At 29.0% G+C, this 22234-nt stretch carries 17 protein-coding genes; 10 read left to right on the top strand and 7 right to left on the bottom strand.

All coding sequences use genetic code 11. From position 1 onward, the window contains the following. Positions 1-15: 15 nt before the first annotated feature. Positions 16-1263 (top strand): ABC transporter permease, encoded by a 1248-nt coding sequence (locus C4S77_RS02635; protein WP_105245886.1) that lies wholly within the window; start codon positions 16-18, stop codon positions 1261-1263. Positions 1264-1317: 54 nt separating this feature from the next. On the opposite strand, the gene C4S77_RS02640 is transcribed toward C4S77_RS02635, so the two are convergent. Genes C4S77_RS02640 through C4S77_RS02670 form a run of 7 tightly spaced genes read right to left on the bottom strand, consistent with a single transcriptional unit; the run spans position 1318 to position 7818 of the window. Beyond that, a complete protein-coding gene (locus C4S77_RS02640; protein ID WP_105245888.1) occupies positions 1318-2562 on the bottom strand; it encodes a sulfate adenylyltransferase subunit 1 in 1245 nt (414 codons plus the stop codon). An 18-nt stretch (positions 2563-2580) separates the two neighbouring features. Next, on the bottom strand, positions 2581-3480 hold the full coding sequence (cysD, locus tag C4S77_RS02645; protein ID WP_105245890.1) for a sulfate adenylyltransferase subunit CysD: 900 nt from the start codon (positions 3478-3480) through the stop codon (positions 2581-2583). 2 nt (positions 3481-3482) lie between these two features. Then, a complete protein-coding gene (locus tag C4S77_RS02650) occupies positions 3483-4202 on the bottom strand; it encodes a phosphoadenylyl-sulfate reductase (protein WP_105245892.1) in 720 nt (239 codons plus the stop codon). A gap of 32 nt (positions 4203-4234) precedes the next feature. Next, the gene (locus C4S77_RS02655; protein ID WP_105245920.1) at positions 4235-5047 is read right to left on the bottom strand and encodes a phosphate ABC transporter ATP-binding protein; all 813 of its coding nucleotides are present in this window, start codon (positions 5045-5047) and stop codon (positions 4235-4237) included. 54 nt (positions 5048-5101) lie between these two features. After that, positions 5102-5950, bottom strand: coding sequence for a PstA family ABC transporter permease (locus C4S77_RS02660; RefSeq protein WP_105245894.1), 849 nt, complete (start codon positions 5948-5950; stop codon positions 5102-5104). Then, positions 5947-6849: a phosphate ABC transporter permease subunit PstC gene (pstC, locus tag C4S77_RS02665; RefSeq protein ID WP_105245896.1), complete on the bottom strand. Its 903-nt coding sequence runs from the start codon at positions 6847-6849 to the stop codon at positions 5947-5949. Before pstC ends, C4S77_RS02660 begins: the two co-directional genes overlap by 4 nt. A gap of 9 nt (positions 6850-6858) precedes the next feature. Then, positions 6859-7818: a PstS family phosphate ABC transporter substrate-binding protein gene (locus tag C4S77_RS02670; RefSeq protein ID WP_105245898.1), complete on the bottom strand. Its 960-nt coding sequence runs from the start codon at positions 7816-7818 to the stop codon at positions 6859-6861. 410 nt (positions 7819-8228) lie between these two features. Here C4S77_RS02670 and cysJ point away from each other — a divergent pair, with 410 nt between their 5' ends. From cysJ to C4S77_RS02715, 9 genes are all read left to right on the top strand, one after another. Further along, complete coding sequence (gene cysJ / locus C4S77_RS02675) at positions 8229-10010, top strand: NADPH-dependent assimilatory sulfite reductase flavoprotein subunit (protein WP_105245900.1); 1782 nt, start codon at positions 8229-8231, stop codon at positions 10008-10010. 17 nt (positions 10011-10027) lie between these two features. Then, positions 10028-11731: an assimilatory sulfite reductase (NADPH) hemoprotein subunit gene (gene cysI, locus C4S77_RS02680; RefSeq protein ID WP_105245902.1), complete on the top strand. Its 1704-nt coding sequence runs from the start codon at positions 10028-10030 to the stop codon at positions 11729-11731. Positions 11732-11733: 2 nt separating this feature from the next. Beyond that, positions 11734-13101 carry a siroheme synthase CysG gene (gene cysG / locus C4S77_RS02685; RefSeq protein ID WP_105245904.1) on the top strand — a complete coding sequence of 456 codons (1368 nt, stop codon included), beginning with the start codon at positions 11734-11736 and terminating at the stop codon, positions 13099-13101. A 236-nt stretch (positions 13102-13337) separates the two neighbouring features. After that, complete coding sequence (locus tag C4S77_RS02690; RefSeq protein WP_105245906.1) at positions 13338-13817, top strand: YcxB family protein; 480 nt, start codon at positions 13338-13340, stop codon at positions 13815-13817. A 55-nt stretch (positions 13818-13872) separates the two neighbouring features. Continuing rightward, positions 13873-15009: a radical SAM family heme chaperone HemW gene (hemW, locus tag C4S77_RS02695; protein ID WP_105245908.1), complete on the top strand. Its 1137-nt coding sequence runs from the start codon at positions 13873-13875 to the stop codon at positions 15007-15009. A gap of 24 nt (positions 15010-15033) precedes the next feature. Next, entirely contained in the window at positions 15034-15843 is an 810-nt protein-coding gene (murI, locus tag C4S77_RS02700; protein WP_105245910.1) for a glutamate racemase, read from the top strand. A gap of 97 nt (positions 15844-15940) precedes the next feature. Then, on the top strand, positions 15941-16564 hold the full coding sequence (locus C4S77_RS02705; RefSeq protein WP_105245912.1) for a bifunctional nuclease family protein: 624 nt from the start codon (positions 15941-15943) through the stop codon (positions 16562-16564). A 416-nt stretch (positions 16565-16980) separates the two neighbouring features. Then, entirely contained in the window at positions 16981-18990 is a 2010-nt protein-coding gene (gene uvrB, locus C4S77_RS02710) for an excinuclease ABC subunit UvrB (protein WP_105245914.1), read from the top strand. 675 nt (positions 18991-19665) lie between these two features. Further along, on the top strand, positions 19666-22234 hold a 2569-nt coding region (locus tag C4S77_RS02715), incomplete at its 3' end, for a C10 family peptidase (RefSeq protein WP_181042787.1).

The raw sequence follows: 22234 nt of genomic DNA on the forward strand, positions 1-22234 counted from the left end.
TTTAGACAAAGTATTATGCTTATTTTTGAAAGAGAAACTTGGAGCGAAATTTATTATTCTTTGAGTAAAAACAAATTAAGAACCATACTAACAATGATAGGGGTTGCCTGGGGAATGTTTTTATACGTTTTTCTTTTAGGAGCTGCTAAAGGTGTTGAAAATGGATTTAATAAAATATTTGATGGATTTGCTACAAATAGCATTTTTTTATGGGCTGATTATACAGGTGAACCCTATAAAGGTTATCCTAGAAATAGAGAATTATTTATACATATTAATGATGTAGATTATTTAAAAAAAGAAGTGCATGAAATAGATTTTATTGTTCCTAGAAGTGTACGAAATTCAGCTCAAGGATTAGTGTCCCATGGAAATATAAGTAAAAATTATAACATTTATGGAGACTACCCTATTGCTTCTAAAATTGAAAAAAAGGAATTAATTGATGGAAGATTTCTAAATGAAAACGATATTTCTCAAAATAGAAAAGTAACTGTTATCGGAAAAGAAGTTGCAGATCAATTATTTAAAAAAAATGAAAAACCTATTGGAGGTTTTATTAAAATAGGAGGAATTTATTTTCAGATAATAGGTATTTACCGATTAGCCAATGCCAGCATAGAAGGAGAAAATACAATATATATCCCATTCAATACTTTTCAAATTCTCTATAATAAAGGAGATAAAATTAATTGGATGGCAATTTCTATAAAACCTCAATATAATGTAAAAACCGTAGAAAAAAAAATCAAACTATTACTCAAAAAAAAATATGATGTTGCACCTACTGATGAAAAAGCTTTTGGAGCATTCAACTTTGCAGAAAATTTTAAAAAAGTTACAGGCTTTTTAACTGGTATGCAAATATTAACCTGGGTTGTTGGAGGGCTTACTATTTTAGCTGGAGTAATAGCCATTTCCAATATTTTATTAATTACAGTAAAAGAAAGAACCCTTGAAATTGGAATTCGAAGGGCTTTAGGTGCCAAACCTGGAGAAATAAAACAACAAATTTTATTAGAAAGTGTTTTTTTAACTGTTTTTTCAGGAATAATCGGATTTATCGGAGGTATTTTACTTCTTATTTTCATACGTTCCTCTATAGGAGAAAGCCCTAGTTTTCCATTTTATAATCCTACGGTTAATTTATGGAATGTCTTAATAGCTTTAACAATTATGGTTGGTTTAGGGGTTCTTATTGGACTTATTCCGGCAAAACGTGCTGTCCAAATTAAACCTATTGAAGCTTTACGTACTGAATAAAATCAAAAGAATTTATCTGTAGATAGATAAATTCTTTTTTAATATTATTATTTATTATTTAACAAAACCAACTGCTACAGTATTATTGGTTTGCATGTCTATTAAAATAAATGCTCCATTCATTTTGTTATCTTCATATTTATCCAAATATAATGGTGAAGCTAACTTTATATTTACCTCTGAAATTTCATTCATAGATATTTCTGAAGCTTCAAATTTAGCAGATGGATCTTCCGGAGGAATAATATAATGAATTTCATGTAACTTACATACTCCCATTCTAGCTCCTGCTTGTATACCATATTTACCACTTAAGGTAGCTTTTTGCTCGTCTAACCAAACTAAATCTGCCAAAATATCTTTATTGATAAGAAAATCTTTATTTTCTTTAATTAGCATGCTCCCTCTACTAATATCTATATCATCAGACAGTCGTATTTGTATAGATTGTCCTTGTTCTGCTTTTTCATAAGTGGTTTTATACTTTCTTATTTCCTGCACTTTACTTTTTTTCCCGGAAGGTAATACTATAATAGTATCTCCTAATGAAATCGATCCACTTATAATTCTTCCAGCATATGCTCTATAATCAGTAAATTCTTCATTCTGAACATGTAAAACTTGTTGTATATCCATTCTAAAGTCAAAATGTTCCGATTGTGTTTTACCTATGGTATGTAATAGCTCAGATAGAGTTTTTCCTTTATAAAATGGCATATTATCAGATTTATACACGATATTATCACCTTTTAAAGAGCTTACAGGAATAATAGCTATTTCTTGATCTTGTTTAGGATACTGTTCTAACATATTATTAATCTGACGTGAAATATTCTGAAACACTTTCTCATCATAATCTACTAAATCCATTTTATTAATACAAAATAAAATATGCGATTGCCTAAGTAAACGATTAATAAAATAATGTCGATAAGTTTGTTCTAACAGTCCTTTTCTGGCATCTATTAAAATAATTGACACTTCAGAATTTGAAGCTCCTGTAACCATATTACGTGTATATTCTACATGTCCCGGACTATCTGCAATAATAAATTTACGTTCGGGAGTAGAAAAATATATATGGGCTACATCAATAGTTATTCCCTGTTCCCTTTCAGCTATAAGCCCATCGGTAATTACTGAAAAGTCAAGATCGGATAAACCTTTTTCTTCAGTTTTTTTCTTTATTAAATCTTCTTGTTCTTTAGTAAGTGCTCCATTGTCATAAAGTAGTCTCCCTATTAAAGTGCTTTTTCCATCATCTACACTACCTGCTGTATTTATTTTTAATAAATCCATCTATTCGTTTAATTAAAATTAAAAATATCCTGTTTTTTTACGTTCTTCTAGAGCTGCTTCGGATCGTTTGTCATCCATTCGAGCTCCTCTTTCAGATGTCTTTGACGATTTATTTTCTTTCATAACTTCTTCAATAGTTGTTGCATTTGAAAGAAGAGCTGCTGTACATGTCATATCTCCCACAGTTCTAAATCTTACTATACCTTCTAGAACTTTATCTGAATCCACTAAATTAAGATAATCAGAAAACGCTATATAGCTTCCATCTCTTTCTACTAATTTTCTGGAATGTGCAAAATAAATAGAGGGTAATTTAATACCTTCTTGTTTTATATAATTCCAAACATCTTCTTCTGTCCAGTTACTTATAGGAAAAGCTCTAACATTTTCACCAAAATGTATTTTACCATTTAATATTGTAAATAATTCCGGTCTTTGTTTTTTTGCATCCCATTGTCCAAAATCATTACGAACAGAAAATATTCTTTCTTTTGCCCTTGATTTTTCTTCATCTCTTCTTGCTCCTCCCATGCAAACATCAAACCCAAATTCCTCTATTGCATCTAGAAGAGTCACTGTTTGTAACGAATTTCTACTGGCATATTTCCCGGTTTCTTCTTTTACTTTCTTTTGATCTATACTATCTTGTACATATCTAACAATTAATTCTACCCCTAATTTTTTAGCTAACCAATCTCTAAATTCTATAGTTTCCGGAAAATTATGTCCGGTATCTATATGTAAAAGCGGAAAAGGAATTTTAGCCGGGTAAAATGCTTTTTGAGCCAATCGAACTAATGTTATGGAATCTTTACCTCCTGAAAATAATAGTACGGGTTTGTTAAATTGAGAAACTACTTCCCGTATTATATAAATACTTTCATTCTCTAAAGTTTCTAAATGTTTATCTAAACTCATTATTAATTATTTTTATCTTTATGTATGTGTAAACCACATTCTTTTTTTCCGTTTTCCCACCACCATCTTCCAGCTCTGAAATCTTCACCTTCTTGTAAGGCACGGGTACAAGGTGCACATCCAATGCTAAGATAGCCTTTTTTATATAAGCGATTAATGGGTACTTGATTTTGTTTTATATATTCTTCTACTTCTTTTAGAGTATAATTTAATAAAGGATTAAATTTAATAAGATTATGCGTATCATCCCATTCTAAAAAATGCATGTTTTCTCGATTCGGTGATTGTTCTGCTCGTAAACCTGTTATCCACAAATTTGCTTCTTTTAAAGCCCTAGCAAGTGGAATTACCTTTCTTATATAACAGCATTGTTTTCTGTTTTCTATACTTCTATAAAATCCATTTATACCAAATTCTTCAACGTATTCTCTTATATCTTTTTCATCCGGATAGTATATTTTAAATTTAAAATTTTTATATTTTATTTGTGAAGACTGAAACACATCATAAGTTTCTTCAAAATTTCTCCCTGTATCTAATGTAAAAACTTCTACTTTTTCTACATAATTATACAATATATCTGTAATCATTTGATCTTCAATACCAAATGAAGTTGAAAAAACTTTTTTTCCTGGAATAGTATCTAAGATATATTTTATTTTTTCAAATACTGGGAGTTCTTTAATTTCCTTATTCCAATTTAATAAATCTTCATGCCTCATTTTATTTAATTATAACATATTTAAACTAATCATTAACTAAATGCCCCTGAAAGATATTTTTGTGTTAATACATTTTTAGGGTTATTAAAAACTTCTTGAGCTTCTCCTTGCTCAACTATTTCACCTAAATACATAAATATTACATTATCGGCAATTCTTAATGCCTGAGTTAAAGTATGTGTGACTAAAACAATGCCATATTCTTTTTTTAAATCCAAAAATAATTTTTCGATGGTATTACTGGAAATTGGGTCTAAAGCAGATGTAGACTCATCCCCTAAAATAAACTCAGGCTCTACAGCTAAACCTCTTGCTAAACATAGTCTTTGTTGCTGTCCTATAGATAAACTTGAGGCAGAGGTATGTAATCTGTTTTTTATCTCTTCCCATAATCCGACTGCTTTAAGATAATACTCAACAATTTGGTCTAATTTCTTTCTTCCTCTAACTCCATGTATTTTACAACCATAAGTTATATTATCATAAATCGACATTGGTAATGGAGTTGGACGTTGAGATAATAATCCAATCTTTTTTCTTATATGAGTAATTTCGACATTTTTATCATAAATATCTTCATTATCTACTAAAATGTTTCCAGTAATCTTTACTTTATAAATTGTATCGGTTAGTCTATTAATACTTTTTAATAAAGTTGTTTTTCCACATCCTGATGGTCCTATAATACAGGTAATTTTACGATTAGGAATTTCAACATTTATATCTTTTAAAATATGTTGATCTTTAATGTAAAGATTAAAATTTTTAATTTTTATACTAAAGGGATTATGTATTTCTCCAAATTTATTGTTAGGTAAAAATGATTGACTTATTTTACTCTTCATTTTTTTAGAATCAAATAATAAACGATTATTTATAAACGATTGCATTATTAGGAATCATGAAATTTTATTTTTTGAAAATTTATATAAAAATAATCTACCCAAAATACTTAATATCAAAACTATAATAGTTAACAATAATGCTGCAGCATAGGCTTTATTCTGAACATCATCGGATGGACTACTCAACTGAAAAAATATAGATAAAGGCAAAGTAGCGGCCGGTTGATTAAGTGATGTGGGTATATTATCCGTAAAACCTGCTGTAAACATAACTCCGGCTGTATCTCCTATGGCTCTACCTATAGATAAAAAGGTTGCTGTGGCAATTCCCGGTGCAATTTGTCTTATTACAATTTTTAAAGTTTCTAAACGAGTAGCTCCTAACGAATATGATACCTCCAATAATTCTCTAGGTAACTGTTTAGTCACCTCATCCATAGATCTAATAAATATAGGAATTATTAAAAGCGAAATTACTATAATACCTGCCAAAAGAGAGGTTCTTAATCCCAGAAAAACCATAATAGTGAACCCAAAAGCTCCATACACAATTGAGGGTATTCCAAATAATACATCATAGGTTAAACGTGCAAATTTTGCTAAAAAATGTGTTTTCTTTAAATATATATTTATATAAAAAACTACAGGAATGCTAATTAAAAGGCCAATTAAAGTAGCCCCGCCTACAATATACAAGGATCCCACAATAGCATTAAGTATTCCTCCTTCTTTACCTATATAAAACCCACCACCAGGAAGTTTTGAAATCATATCCCAAGATAATACAGGTATTCCTTTTTTTATAACAGTCCAAAGTATACTTCCTAAAAAAGAGATTACTAAAATGATAGAAATTATCATTAAAATATTCATAATCTTTTCTTCTAAAAATTTAATTTTCATAAGATATATTTAGCTTCTACTTTCTGAAGTATTATTCTGGCTCCTACGTTAAATATTAATATAATCATAAACAATATTAAAGCGGCAAACATTAATGCTGATTCATAATTTGGTATAGATAACATTTCTCCATAATTATTAGCTATTAATGCTGGTAAAGGATAACAACTATCTAAAATAGAAGTAGGTTTTGCTGGTACATTACCACAAACCATAACTACGGCAATCGTTTCTCCAAAAGCTTTGGATATTGATAAAACTATTGCGGCTAATATACCAGGAAAAGCTCTCCTTAAAACTACAAACTTAGAAGTTTGCCAATGTGTGGCACCTAAAGATATTGAAGCATCTTTCAAATCTTGTGAAACATTTGATAATACTTCTACAAAAAGGCTTATAAGAATTGGGATAATCATCACACCCAAAACGATTCCTCCTGCTAAAACTGAATATCCACTAGTAAAATCGGAAAATTTAGGTCCCAAATAATCTGAAATCCATGGTACTATAATTAAAACTCCCCAAACTCCATATATAATTGAAGGAATACCAGCCAAAATATCTAAAACAGGAAAAATTATTTTTTTCATTGTCCTATGCGATTTTTCTGTAATATATAAGGAGGTTAAAAGAGAAATAGGCAATGCAAACAAAACAGATAGCATTGTAACACTAAGAGTTCCATATATAAATGGTAAAAAACCAAATTGTCCTTTTAAAGGCTTCCATTGTGAAGAAAATAGCAATTCAGAAAGTGGAAAGTTATCTAAAACAGGAATTGATTTTGCATACAATCCTATACCTATAAGAAATAATAACAATATAGAGGCTACTGTTATTAATAACATATATTTTTCTGCAAATTTATCTTTAAATATCCGCCACTTTAAACGAGACATCCGTGTACTTTAATTTAATTTTTTTAATTCTTCTTTTCTATCTTCCTCAGACAAGGCTACATAACCATTTTCTAATGTGTATTTTTGTCCTTTAGATAATACAAATTTTAAAAATTTTACTACTATAGGTTTTATAGGTTTTCCCTTGGTAATTATATACAGATTTCTTGCTGGAGGAGACGGGTATTTTTTTTCCGAAACAGCCTTTAAAAGCATTTTTAAATCATCATAAAAATTTTCATCTTTATCAATAATTCCATTGTTATTAATATCTATAGGGAGAATAGTTAATCCTTTATAAGGTTTTTGGCTTTTCAAATCATATACATAAGCAATATTATTAAATCCTATAGCAAATTTGTCTTTTTGTACAGCAGATGCAACTCCAGGATCTCCATATACTGCTATTCCTTCCAAATCTTCTTGTTTTTTATTAATCCATGCTGCCCATGTTTCTGCTGCTCCACATGCATCAGCCCTAGTATATATACGAATAGGATAATTATTTTTACTACTTTTATCAATCTGATTCCAATACGAAATAGTATTATTCCATAATTTACTAGCAACTTCTTTTTTTAGCCCTATTTTTTTTATGTGATCTAAACCTGGATTATTTTCATTAATAGTCGCTACTACTGCATCTTTAGCTACAGTTATAGAATAAGCTCCTTTCTTTATTTCTTCTTTATGTAATTCCCTAGATACCATGCCTAAATCAACTATACCTGAAATTACATCCGTCATTCCTTTACCGGCTCCACCTCCAGAAATATCTATTCTTACTTCGGGGTTTTCTTTTTTAAATTCTTCTGCCCACTTCACAACCATAGGATATAACGCAAAAGCACCTGAAATTTGAATTTCATTTGTATTATTATTAGGGTCATCATTTTTTGTTACAATCTTCCTATCAGAACAGGAAAAAATAAAAATTAGACTTATTATTACAAAAGCATTTTTTATCATTTGTTACCCCCCTAATCTTAACTCTTATTTATTAATATGCAAATATAAATAAAATCTATAAACTATATCGATTAAGTAGGAATTAAATATAAAAATATTCTATATTATTAAATGTTTTCATTTATTGTTGATTAAATAAAATTATCACATATTATTTTAATAATAATTGAATTATTATCATAATACTACTTTTTAAGTAAAAAAAAAGCAATTAATAAATCAATATAATTAACATAAAATTATTTTAAATATAAATCCATATTTTATATTTTTTTTATTTAATAAAATAATATTTTATCCTTTTTAATTTGTAAGTTTGTCAGTTGTATTGATATAATGAACAATACTTATTTTATATTATTTTATACCATATTTTTATGTATTTAAATAGCCACATTGGACAATAGAAAATGAATAATTTAACTTTGCCAATCACTCAAGAACAATTAAAGAAGTTAAATGCTCTTCTCAAAGAATTGAACTCAACTCAACAGGCTTGGCTTGCAGGATATTTATGGAATGCCTCTAACAATTTGAATCCAGAAAACACCTGTTTAACTGTAAACAATGAAATAAATTCTTTAACAACAATTACTATAATTTCTGCTTCTCAGACGGGTAATTCCAAAAAAATAGCAGAGCAACTCTTTGTAGATATAGAACGTATAGGTTTAAAAGTAAAACTCATTCAGGCTGGTGATTATAAATTCAAACAAATTTCTCAGGAAAAATATTTATTTATAATAACTTCCACTCATGGTGATGGAGAGCCTCCGGAAGAGGCATTAGCTTTATTTAAATTTTTATTCTCTAAGAAAATAACCCATTTAAACAGTCTTAATTATTCTATTTTAGCATTGGGCGATTCTTCTTACGATTTTTTTTGTAAAGCAGGTAAAGATTTTGATTCTCAGTTGTATAAATTAGGTGGAAAACGTATAATGGATCTGATGGAATGTGATTTAGATTATCAAAAAACTGCTGATCTTTGGAGACAAAATGTAATAAATTATTTAGAAAAAAACCTATCTTCAATTACTCAATCAAAATCTCAATCTCATCAAGAAATTTTAGTTGAAAGCAGTATTTATACCAAAGAAAAACCTTTTCATGCTCAAATTTCCGTAAATCAGAAAATTACAGCAAGACAAGCAGATAAAGATATTCGACATATAGAAATTGATTTAGGGGATTCTCAACTAAAATATCAACCCGGAGACGCATTAGGTATCTGGTTTAAAAATATGCCTGAATTAATTAATGAAATACTATCTGTGCTTCAATTAGCTCAAGATAGTCCAGTTAATTATTTTGGAAAAACTATTACTTTATTTGATGCTCTTACCCATCACTATGAATTAACACAGAATACTCCAATTATTGTTACTAAATATGCGAAATTTGCCGGAAAATCAAAATTAAACCAAATAATATCTAATGAATTTGATTTAAAGGAATATAGTAAAAATACCCCCATTGTAGACATGATTCTACAATATCCGGCTATCATTACTGCTGAAGAGTTTTTATCTTGTTTACGTCCATTAACTCCTCGTTTATATTCAATTGCTTCTTCTCAAGAAGAAGTAGGCAATGAAGCTCATATAACAGTAGGAGTTGTTAAATATTTAAAAAATGGTAAAAAAAGATATGGAGGGGCCTCCGGCTACCTTTCTTTTTTAAAAGAAAATGATGAAGTAAAAATATTTATCGAACCCAATGATCGTTTCCGTCTCCCTACTTCTAACGTTCCTATAATTATGATAGGCTGTGGTACAGGAATCGCTCCTTTTCGTGCATTCATGCAACAAAGAGAAGCTGATTCTGCAAAGGGCAAAAATTGGTTGTTTTTTGGTAATCAACATTTTATTTCTGATTTTTTATACCAAACAGAATGGCAACATTATGTAAAAACAGGTCTTTTAACTCAAATAGATCTTGCTTGGTCAAGAGATCAGGCTCAGAAAATTTATGTTCAGGATAAAATATTTAATAAAGCTTCAGAAATATGGAATTGGATTAATGATGGAGCTCATATTTACGTATGCGGAGATGCGTTAAAAATGGCTCAGGATGTAGAAAAAACATTAACTAACATTATTATGAAAGAAGGGAATATGAATAAAGAAGAAGCTGAGGATTTTATTAATAACCTTCGTGTTGCACAGAGATATTTAAAAGACATATATTAAACTAATAAAATAATACAATGAATAACGAACAGGGAGACTCAACTCCTCTTTCTGATAATGAAAGGCTAAAAAAAGAAAGTAATTTTTTACGGGGAACTATTGAAAATGATTTTAAGGATGAACTTACCGGTGGATTTAAAGGTGATAATTTCCAATTAATTAGATTTCACGGAATGTATCAACAAGATGATAGAGATTTAAGGGCAGAGAGAAAAGAAGAAAAATTAGAACCTCTATTAAATGTTATGTTACGTTGTCGTTTACCTGGTGGAATTATAACTCCGGCACAATGGTTAGGTATAGATAAGTTTGCTACAGAGGAAACACTTTATGGCAGTATAAGGCTGACTACACGTCAAACCTTTCAATTTCATGGGGTTTTAAAGCCCAAAATAAAACCTATGCACCAGCTTCTTCACAGATTAGGTCTAGATTCCATTGCTACCGCAGGAGATGTTAACCGAAATGTATTATGTACTTCAAATCCTATAGAATCAGAACTACATCAAGAAGCCTATGAATGGGCTAAAAAAATTTCAGAACATCTTTTGCCCAAAACCCATGCATATGCAGAAATATTTTTAGATGGTGAAAAACTTTCTACCTCTGATAATGAACCTATATTAGGTCCTACCTATCTCCCTAGAAAATTTAAAACTACTGTGGTTATTCCTCCACAAAACGATGTGGATTTACATGCAAACGATTTAAATTTTGTCGCTATTCAGGAAAAAGGAAAGCTAATAGGTTTTAATGTTTTAGTAGGTGGTGGATTATCCATGACATACGGAGATAAAAGCACTTATCCCCGTACTGCCTCTGAATTTGGATACATAGATAAAAAAGATACTCTGGCAATTGCTGAAGCTGTAGTTTCCACTCAACGAGACTGGGGAAACCGTAGCAACCGAAAAAATGCTAAAACAAAATATACATTAGAACGTGTTGGGGTAGATAACTTTATAAAAGAAGTAGAAAAAAGGGCTAAATTAAAATTTCAACCCATTAAACCTTATTTATTCACTAGTAGAGGAGATCGAATTGGCTGGGTAAAAGGGATTGATAAACAATGGCATTTAACCTTATTTATAGAGAATGGACGTATATTAGATTACCCAAAAAAACCTTTAAAAAAAGGTTTAGCTGAAATAGCTAAAATTCATACCGGTGATTTCAGACTTACAGCTAATCAAAATTTGATAGTTGCTGGAGTTATTGAAAATAATAAATCAAGAATTGAAGAAATAGCTCGTAACCATGGCCTTATTAATGATGAAGTTACAGAACAACGAAAAAATTCAATGGCTTGTGTTTCTTTTCCGACTTGTCCTTTAGCTATGGCTGAATCTGAAAGGTTTTTACCTGAATTTGTTACAAAGGTGGAAAAAATAATGACCAAACATAAAGTGTCTAATGATTTTATTGTTTTACGAATTACCGGCTGTCCTAATGGTTGTGGTAGGGCTATGTTAGCCGAAATAGGTTTGGTTGGAAAAGCCTTGGGCAGGTACAACCTTTATTTAGGAGGAGATCGTATCGGACTACGTATTCCCAAACTTTATAAGGAAAATATAACTGTAGATGAAATCCTTTCATCAATTGACCCGCTTATAGGTTCATGGTCTGAAAAACGCATAGGTAATGAAGGATTTGGAGATTTTTTAATTAGAGAAAAAATTATTCGTCCGGTGGTTAACCCAGCTAAAGACTTTTATGCATAATTATGGATTATCTTCCTGTATTCCTTAATTTAAAAAATAAAAAAATTTTAGTTATTGGGGGTGGAGATGTAGCATATCGTAAAATACAGTTGCTTATAGATGCAGGAGCTGATGTATTTATTGTTTCAAAAGAACTTTGTTTCAACCTAGAAATTTTTGTTAAAAAAAAGAAAATTCAATGGATAGCCAAAAAATTTAGACCTGAACATATTCTGGATAAATTTTTGGTTATTGCCGCAACTAATAATCAAGACTTAAACATTCAGGTTTATAGAGAAGCAGAAAAAAATAATATTTTTATCAATGTAGTAGATCATCCTGATCTTTGTTCCTTTATATTTCCATCTATAATAGATCGTTCTCCAATTATGATAGCTATTTCTTCCGGTGGTAAAGCCCCTGTTCTTATAAAACAAATTCGTGAAAAACTGGAGGCTATTTTACCTTTACATATAGGAAAAGCCGCTCAGATTGCAGGAAAATGGCGAAATAAAGTCAAACAAAAAATCTATTCTTCTATTGATCGTCGTAATTTTTGGGAAAAATTATTTCGCAGTAATTTTCTTTTTCTTGCTAATAGAGGTAATGAAAGTGAAGCTGAAAAATATTTAGAAGATAGTCTTTATCATAACTATCATAAAACAGAAGGACGTGTTGTTTTATTAGGGGCAGGTCCTGGTGATGCAGAGCTTTTAACTCTAAAAGGATTGCAAATATTACAACAGGCAGACGTAATTTTATATGATAATTTAGTAAATCGAAAGATATTGGATATTTCACGACGAGATGCTGAGAAAATATTTGTAGGTAAAAAAGCAGGTAATCATCTAATGGTGCAAGAAAAAATAAATAATTTAATGGTTATGCATGCTAACTCAGGAAAGCTGGTTGTCCGACTTAAAGGAGGAGATCCTTTTATTTTCGGAAGAGGAGGTGAAGAACTACATTTTTTACAAAAAAATAATATTTTATGCGAAATTATTCCCGGTATTACTTCCGCAATTGGTGCCAGTGCTTATTTTAAAATTCCTCTAACTCATCGAAATGTTTCTAAAGGGGTCACCTTTATTACCGGACATAATCAGGAAGAAGAGGAAACATTACCATGGGAGGCAATCTCTCATTTTAACCATACTCTTGTCATTTATATGGGAAAAATGAAAGCTCAATTTATTCAAGATATTCTTATACATTACAAAAAAGATATTTTAACTCCTATAGCTGTTATTAGCAAAGCCACTTGTCCAGATGAAAAAATTTTTACAGGAACTCTTTCGCATTTAGCAGAATTGGCAGATAAGTCTGAATTTCCTTCGTTATTAATTATAGGAGATGTAATAGAATTATATAAATTATTCAATGTTTCTTGAACTTTCCATTTATTTTTTATATTTATTAAATAATATGTATCTATTAAAATTAGATTTTTATTTAAACACATATTAAGCTCTTATGTAAAAACACTCTCCTCATATACATATGGATTATTACATCCACTAATATTATATTACTCTAACTTGTCTTACAAATGCTATTATATTTTTATTAATTAAAATTATTGTAAATTTTTGTAAAATATTTTAAATTACTTTTAACTTTACATTGTATGGAAATAGAAGCCCAAGTATCATCCGAACAATATTTAAAAGTAATAATGGAATTTTTTTTTAAAAAACCTATATTCATTTTTTTTGAAATAATAGGAATATTATTGTTAGGTTGTTATATTTTAGGTTGGAATCTTGAAAATACTGTCTCTACTCCTATTTATTATTTAGTCTTCTCCTTATTTTTTATTTTTGTAAATCCTTTTATTTTTTATATTTATTCTAAAATACAAATTTCCAAAATGCCGGAAATAACTGAAAAAATTATTTACTACTTTGGAAATGAAAACATTTCATTAACAGGAAAAAATTTTGATTCACTAATTTTATGGGAAGATATAAAAAAGATTATAGAGAATTCAAACGGATTTATCTTAATTCAAAAAAATAAAATTTTAAATTTTATTCCTAAATCTGCTTTAAATAATAATTATGATAAATTTAAAAATTTATTAATCGAAAAAGGATTTCGTTTTTAAAATACTCAAAATTTTATAATATCCTATATTTAAAATAAATCAAGTCTTTTTTGTTATGTCCGGAATCTATATTCATATTCCATTTTGCAGAAAAAAATGCAATTATTGTAACTTTCATTTTTCCACTCGACTTACTTATAAATCAGAACTTATAAAAATGATAGGTACTGAATTGCAAATGCGAAAATCTGAGTTAGATAATAAACCGATTAATACTATATATTTTGGAGGCGGAACTCCTTCTTTATTATCTTACTTTGAATTAGATTTTTTATTTCAGACCATTGAAAGAAATTATAATGTTTCTCAATTAAAAGAGGTTACTCTAGAAGCAAATCCTGATGATCTATCAAAAGATTTTTTATTATATCTTAAAAACAATTCTCCTGTTAATCGTTTAAGTATAGGAATTCAATCATTTATTGAAGAAGACCTTCAATTAATGAATCGCGCCCATAATTCTCAACAAGCAAAAGATTGTATTTTAAATGCTAAAAAAGCAGGGTTTGAAAATATTTCTATAGATTTAATTTATGGAGGGCAAACTACCACAAATAAATTTTGGTTAGATAATTTATCCCAAGCAATCTCATTAGAAATTCCTCATATATCTTCTTATGCGCTTACAGTGGAACCTAAAACAGTATTTGATTCTCAAATAAAAAAAGGAAAAATACCCGAAATCGATGAAGAAAAACAATGGCAACAATTTCATCTAATGAGAGAGAAACTTTTAGAAAATAATTATATACAATATGAGTTCTCTAATTTCGGAAAAAATAATTTTTTTTCTCTTCATAATAGTTCTTATTGGAAAAATGAACCTTATTTGGGTATAGGTCCCTCGGCTCATTCTTTTAATGGGAAAAATATTCGGAGTTGGAATATTTCAAATAATATGAAATATATCAAATCATTACAAGAAAAGAAATTACCTTCTGACCATGAAATAATTACTGAAATAGATTCCTATAATGAAAAAATAATGTTAGGACTACGGACAATATGGGGAGTAAGTATACAAGAAATTGAAAGAATTTTTCCCATTTTTATAATACAACATTTCTATAAAGAATTAGAAAAATTAGAAAAAGAAAAGAAAATAATTATTCAGGATTCTATAATAAAAATAGCCACAGATTATTTATTTCAAACAGATGGAATAATCTCAAAATTCTTTTTTACGAATTAATCAGAATCGCTTATTTTTGCATAGATGAAAGAAGAAGGTCAACCAATAGGCATTTTTGATTCCGGTATGGGGGGATTAACTAACGCTAAAGAAATTAAAAGGCTATTACCAAATGAAAGTCTTATTTATTTTGGAGATTCAAAACATTTACCTTATGGAGATAAATCTAAAGAAGTTATTATTGAGTACTCTGAACAGATTACTAAATTTTTATTAGAAAAAAAATGTAAAGCTATAGTTATTGCCTGTAATACCGCTACAGCTAATGCTCTAAAAGAAGTAAAGTTAATTGCAAAAGAAAAAAACGTTCCTGTTTATGATGTTATTTCTCCCGTTGCTGAAAAAGTAGCTTTTACATTTAATCAAAATGTAGGAGTTATTGCCACAAAATCAACTATTTTATCCCACATTTATAAAAAAAGCATTAAAAAACTAAATTCTCATATTGAGGTTCAAGAACTTGCTACCCCCCTATTGGTTCCTGTTATTGAAGAAGGCTATAATAACCATGAAGTTTCCAACATTGTGCTTAAAACATACCTAAGTAATAAAAAACTACAAAATATTGATTCTTTAATTTTGGGATGTACACATTATCCTATAATATTAGAAGAAGTAAAACATTTTTATCAAAACAAAATTCAGGTAATTGATTCTCCTTTAATTGTAGCTAACTACATTAAACAAGATTTGACAAAGAAAAATTTATTAATTTCAGAAAATAAAAATCCTTCATATGAATTTTATGTTTCAGATCTAACCCCCACATTTATAAAACTTGCAAAAAAATTTTTTGGTTCAAATATAAATCTTGAAATTAAAAATATTTTTTAATTATTCCACTTTTTATAATATTCAAAAAAATAGGAAAAATATTTGTAAATTGCAAACTCTTATTTACATTTCTACTTATAGCTTACTGAAATAAAATATGGATTTAATTAGATTAAATATTCGGGGAATTTCATATAGCCAAACTCAAACCGGAGCCTATGCTCTTATTTTAGAAGAAGATTTTGGTAAAAGAAAAATTCCTGTAATAATAGGCAGTTTTGAAGCTCAGTCTATTGCCTTAGCCTTAGAAAAAGACATAACTCCCCCACGACCTATTACCCACGATTTATTCACTACATTCGCTAAAAGCTTTCATATTATCGTAAAAGCTGTTTTTATATATAAATTAGTAGATGGGGTTTTTTATTCCAATATTTTATTTCAAAATAAGGAAACAGACGAAGAAAAAGAAATAGATTCCAGAACCTCTGATGCTATTGCTTTAGCTATACGTTTTGATGCTCCTATATATACAAATAAAGAAATTATGAAAAAAGCAGGAGTATATATGGAAATGAAAGAAAATAACACTGGTAATTCTTCTTTTGAAAAGACTATTGATAATATAGAAAATCAACTTAAAATGGAAGATTTAGAAGAAACCTTTTCACATCTTTCAGAAACTGAGATTAATGAATTAATAAATAAGGCACTTGAAAGTGAAGATTATGAAACTGCTGCTAAATTGAGAGATGAACTTACTAAACGTAACTTACATTAAATATTTATTATATCTTTTCATTTTGCGTATTTAAAGTCTTTTTTGGTTATGGTTGTAATTTTGTCTAAATATTAATAACATTATTGAATATAAATTAATTTCAAAAGCAATAAATTTTTAAAATTATTTCTTTAATTTTAATTCTTTAAAAAGTACTTTTTTTTAATCTTTTATAAATCAAAATTCAAACAAGGATGAATGTAAACTATAAGTTAAAAATTGATTACTAACTTTATAAATTACAATTTTTTGATATAAATAATTATTAACAATATAATTTAGATTTAACCTATTTTATAATTTATTTTTCTGATTTATAACTATTTATAATTATATAAAATTTTCTAAAATTAGAAACTAATTAAGATTTACTTATGAGTTTCTACATTTTTACAGTAACTTTATTTTTTTAAACTATGAACTTTAAGGTAGTTTCTCCATTTAATCCCACAGGTGATCAGCCTCAAGCAATAAATTCTTTATCAAAAGGATTTTTAAATCAAGAAAAATATCAAACTCTCTTAGGAGTAACTGGATCTGGTAAAACCTTTACTATTGCCAAGGTTATAGAAGAAATTCAGCGTCCCACTATTATATTAGCACATAACAAAACACTAGCAGCTCAATTATATATGGAATTTAAAGAATTTTTCCCTAATAATGCTGTTGAATATTTTGTTTCTTATTATGATTATTATCAACCCGAGGCTTTTATGCCTACCACTAATACTTATATAGAAAAAGATCTATCCATTAACGAAAATCTGGAAAAATTACGTTTAAGTACTACTTCGGCATTACTTTCTGGAAGAAGGGATGTTTTGGTAGTTTCTTCTGTTTCGTGTCTTTATGGAATTGGAAATCCTCAGGAATTTAAAAATAATTTAGTAGCATTAAAAGTAGGGCTAAATATTACAAAAACTAAATTATTACAATCATTAGTAAATGCCCTTTATTCAAGATCAGAAATAAATTTTGCAAGAGGAAATTTTCGCGTAAAAGGGGATATTATTGATATCTTCCCTGCTTATTCCGATACCGGTATAAGGATACACATGCTAGGCAATGAAGTTGAAAGAATTGAAAATATAGATTATATTACAAACAGTATCATAGATAATCTTGAAAGTATTAATATTTATCCCGCTAATCTTTTTGTCACTTCTCCCGAAACATTAAATCATGCCATTAAAAACATACAAATTGATTTAGGTAAACAAGTAGAATATTATAATGAAATAGGCAAAGGCTTAGAAGCTCATCGACTAAAAGAACGTACAGAATTTGATTTAGAAATGATTAAAGAACTAGGATATTGTTCTGGTATCGAAAATTATTCCCGATATCTGGACGGAAGAACTCCCGGATCCAGACCCTTTTGTTTATTAGATTATTTTCCTCAAGACTATTTAATGGTTATAGATGAAAGTCATGTAACTCTCCCCCAGGTGCATGCAATGTATGGAGGTGACCGAAGTAGAAAAGAAACCTTAGTTGAATATGGTTTCAGACTTCCTGCAGCCATGGATAATCGTCCGCTTAAATTTGAAGAATTTGAAAGTATGCAAAATCAAGTTATTTATGTGAGTGCAACCCCTGCAGACTATGAACTTCAAAAGTGTGAAGGTATATATGTGGAACAAATTATACGTCCCACAGGATTATTAGATCCTGTAATAGAAGTGAGACCCTCACTAAATCAAATGGATGATTTAATGGCGGAAATTCAACAAAGAATTGAGGAAGATGAAAGAATATTAGTGACTACTTTAACCAAAAGAATGGCCGAAGAACTTACTAAATTTTTAACAAAATTTGGTATTAGAACAAGGTATATTCATTCTGATATAGATACTTTGGAACGAGTTGAAATTATGCAAGATTTAAGAATCGGTAAATTTGATGTATTAGTAGGAGTTAATTTACTTCGTGAAGGATTAGATTTACCGGAAGTTTCGCTCGTTGCGATTTTAGATGCAGATAAAGAAGGATTTTTACGTTCTCATAGATCATTAACTCAAACCTCAGGGCGTGCTGCAAGAAATATTAATGGTAAAGTAATTATGTATGCTGATAAAATTACGGATAGCATGAAGAAAACTATAGATGAAACATCCAGAAGAAGAGAAATTCAAAACCAATATAACCTTGATCACCATATTATCCCGAAACCTTTAAATAAAAAAATTACTTCTATAACCATAGGTAATGAAGAGGTCCTTACTCAAAAATATGAATCTAAATCATTATTAAAACAAGTGGCAGAAGCTATACCTGATTATCAATCTGTAGATTTAGATAAGATTATTTCTAAAAAGCAAAAGGAAATGGAAAAAACAGCTAAAAATTTAGATTTTATAACTGCTGCTAAAATACGTGACGAAATAAAAGTTTTAAAAGAAAAAATAAAAGAGACTAAATTATAAACATTCTACTATCAATTTATCTTCTATTTTTTTAATTTATTTATTTGTCCGTAAATAATTAATTGATCATTTATAAATATTAACATTTTATAATTATTGAAATTTATATTATACTCAAAGATTACACTTATTTATTATTATTTTCTTAAATCAATTTGATTAGTATATTATTTTCATTTATAAAAAAAGAAACCAATATTGATTCTTAAATTTTTATATATCTGGTCTATATTTATATTTTTGACATATTAAATTAATATAAATATTAAAAAAATAAATCTCTTGTTAAACATATAGATATAAATTAAAATTTTCTACCTTCCAAATTTTACAAGATATTTATTAAAATACTTCTTTGTACATATTATTAAAAAATACATTCACCTAACAAAGTGCATATATAGAATAAAATTAAATCACAAATTAACTATATAATATAAAATTAAGACTAAAATAACTGTATTTTAAATTATTTTTTATAATTTTATCCAATATTAATTCCATACAATATTATGCCTATGAAATAATTATATAATATTTAAACCTCATAAAAACAACTACTTTTAGTTTTAAATTAAAATAGTTCAGATCTTTCATATTCTACTTCTCTTTAAAGTATTGAATACTAATTACATTTTGATTATTTTTTTTTATTTTAACAAATATTATAAATCTATGTTTAAATTTAAATCTATTCTTATCGTTATAGGTTTGCTTTTGTCCTATTATTTTCAGGGGCAAAGCATTTCCGAAGAAACTGCCCGAATGGTGGCAAATAACTTTCTTAATCTAAAATCTGAAAATAAAAGATCACTGGAAGTTCAATTAACCAATATTACTGCTCAAATTAATAAAAAGTACAATGGTTTTTATATTTTTAAAACCGCTAATGGACAAGAATTTTGTATTATTTCTTCTGAAAAAGGAAACCATCCTGTTTTAGCTTATTCTTTTGATTCTCCCTTATCTACTAATGGACCAATATCTCCCGAGTTTTTATACATTCTTGACGGATATCAGGCAGCCAACGAATATTTAAGAAAAAACAAATCCAAAAAAATCATTAATGAGGACGATGCTTTAATTATAAAAGAATGGGAAGCTTTACTTGACGGGAATTCTTTTTCCTTAAATAAAAAAGCTAAAATTTCACAACCTGTAAAAGTTGAACCCCTTCTTAAAACTACCTGGAATCAATCAAATACCAAGTATATTCCCCGTACCTACGAGAATGGATATTGTCCTACTGGATGTGTTGCGACAGCCATGGCTCAAATAATGAAATACTGGAATTACCCAGTTAAAGGAAAAGGTGTACATACTTACACTATACCTAATTACTTTTATGACTGGAAAGGAAAAACATTGACGGCTGATTTTGAAAACACTACCTATCTCTGGGATACTATGCCCTATTCTTTTTCTTCATCATCAACCGAAGCAGAGAATGACGCTGTAGCCACTTTAGTGTTTCATGCCGGAGTCTCTGTTGATATGATGTATGGCCCAGGCGGTTCAGGAGCTTATAATGAAGATGTTGCCCCGGCTTTAGTAAATTATTTTAATTATAGCAAGGATATTTCTTTAGAGTACAGACGTTATTATTCAAATGATACTGAATGGTTAAATCTGATTAAGGATCAATTAGCCAATGGTTATCCCTTATATTTTAGTGGATTTGATTCTGATAAAAAAGGACATGCTTTAGTAGCAGATGGATATGATGTTAATAATCTTATTCATTTTAATTTTGGTTGGGGGGGTAGTGCTAATGGATACTATCAAATAACCAACCCTGGTGGATACTCCGATAGTCAAGCTGTAGTTATCAATATTTATCCTTCTGCTTCCACCTGTTCTACACCTACCGGACTTTCTTCCTCAAATATACTTGATTGTAGCGCTATTCTCAGCTGGAAAGTAGTAAACGGAGCTCAAAATTACACAATAGAATATAAAACTGCTTCTGCTTCTACCTGGACCATTGCCAACGCCGCTAATAATTCTAATAGCTTTACCCTCTCAGGATTAGTAGCTAATACGGCTTATAACTGGAGGGTCAGGGCTAATTGTCCTGGTTCTAATACTTCAGATTACTCTCAAGCTAATTTAAAAACAATGTTACCGGCTCCTTGCATTGCGAACTATGAACCTAATGATTCTTTTGCCAAGGCAACAGCCATTAATACCAATACTAATTACTCTGCAGGAATTGGTTCCTCTACGGATAAAGATTTTTATAAGTTTACTCTAAACAGTAAATCCATTGTAACGATTACTTTACAAAATCTCCCTAAAAATTATGACTTAGTCATATACAATAGTTCGCAAGGTCAAATAGGAAAAAGTGTTCTCGGAGGAACTTCTAATGAGTCTATTACTCTTAATAATCTAGAACCGGGTACTTATTATGTACATGTTTACGGATATAACGGTAATTTTGATATTACCCAATGTTATAACCTCAAAGTAGAGGCAAAAATGGTAGCAGCTCCTTGTATTGCAAACTATGAACCTAATGATTATTTTGCCAAGGCAACAGCCATTAATACAAATACTAATTACTATGCAGGAATTGGCTCCTCTACGGATAAAGATTTTTATAAGTTTACTCTAAACAGTAAATCCATTGTGACGGTTACTTTACAAAATCTCCCTAAAAATTATGACTTAATCATATATAATATTGCGCAAGGTCAAATAGGAAAAAGTGCTCTCGGAGGAACTTCTAATGAGTCCATAACGATTAATTATCTAGATCCGGGTACTTATTATGTAGTTGTAGAAGGATATAATGGCAATTTTGATATTAATCGATGCTATACACTTAAAGCTGAAGCAACTGCAATTGCTCCTTGTATTGTCAACTACGAACCTAATGATTATTTTGCCAAGGCAACAGCCATTAATACAAATACTAATTACTATGCAGGAATTGGCTCCTCTACGGATAAAGATTTTTATAAGTTTACTCTAAACAGTAAATCCATTGTGACGGTTACTTTACAAAATCTCCCTAAAAATTATGACTTAATCATATATAATATTGCGCAAGGTCAAATAGGAAAAAGTGCTCTCGGAGGAACTTCTAATGAGTCCATAACGATTAATTATCTAGAGCCGGGTACTTATTATGTAGTTGTAGAAGGATATAATGGCAATTTTGATATTAATCGATGCTATACACTTAAAGCTGAAGCAACTGCAATTGCTCCTTGTATTGTCAACTACGAACCTAATGATT

The organism is Apibacter adventoris (assembly GCF_002964975.1).
Lineage (GTDB): Bacteria > Bacteroidota > Bacteroidia > Flavobacteriales > Weeksellaceae > Apibacter > Apibacter adventoris.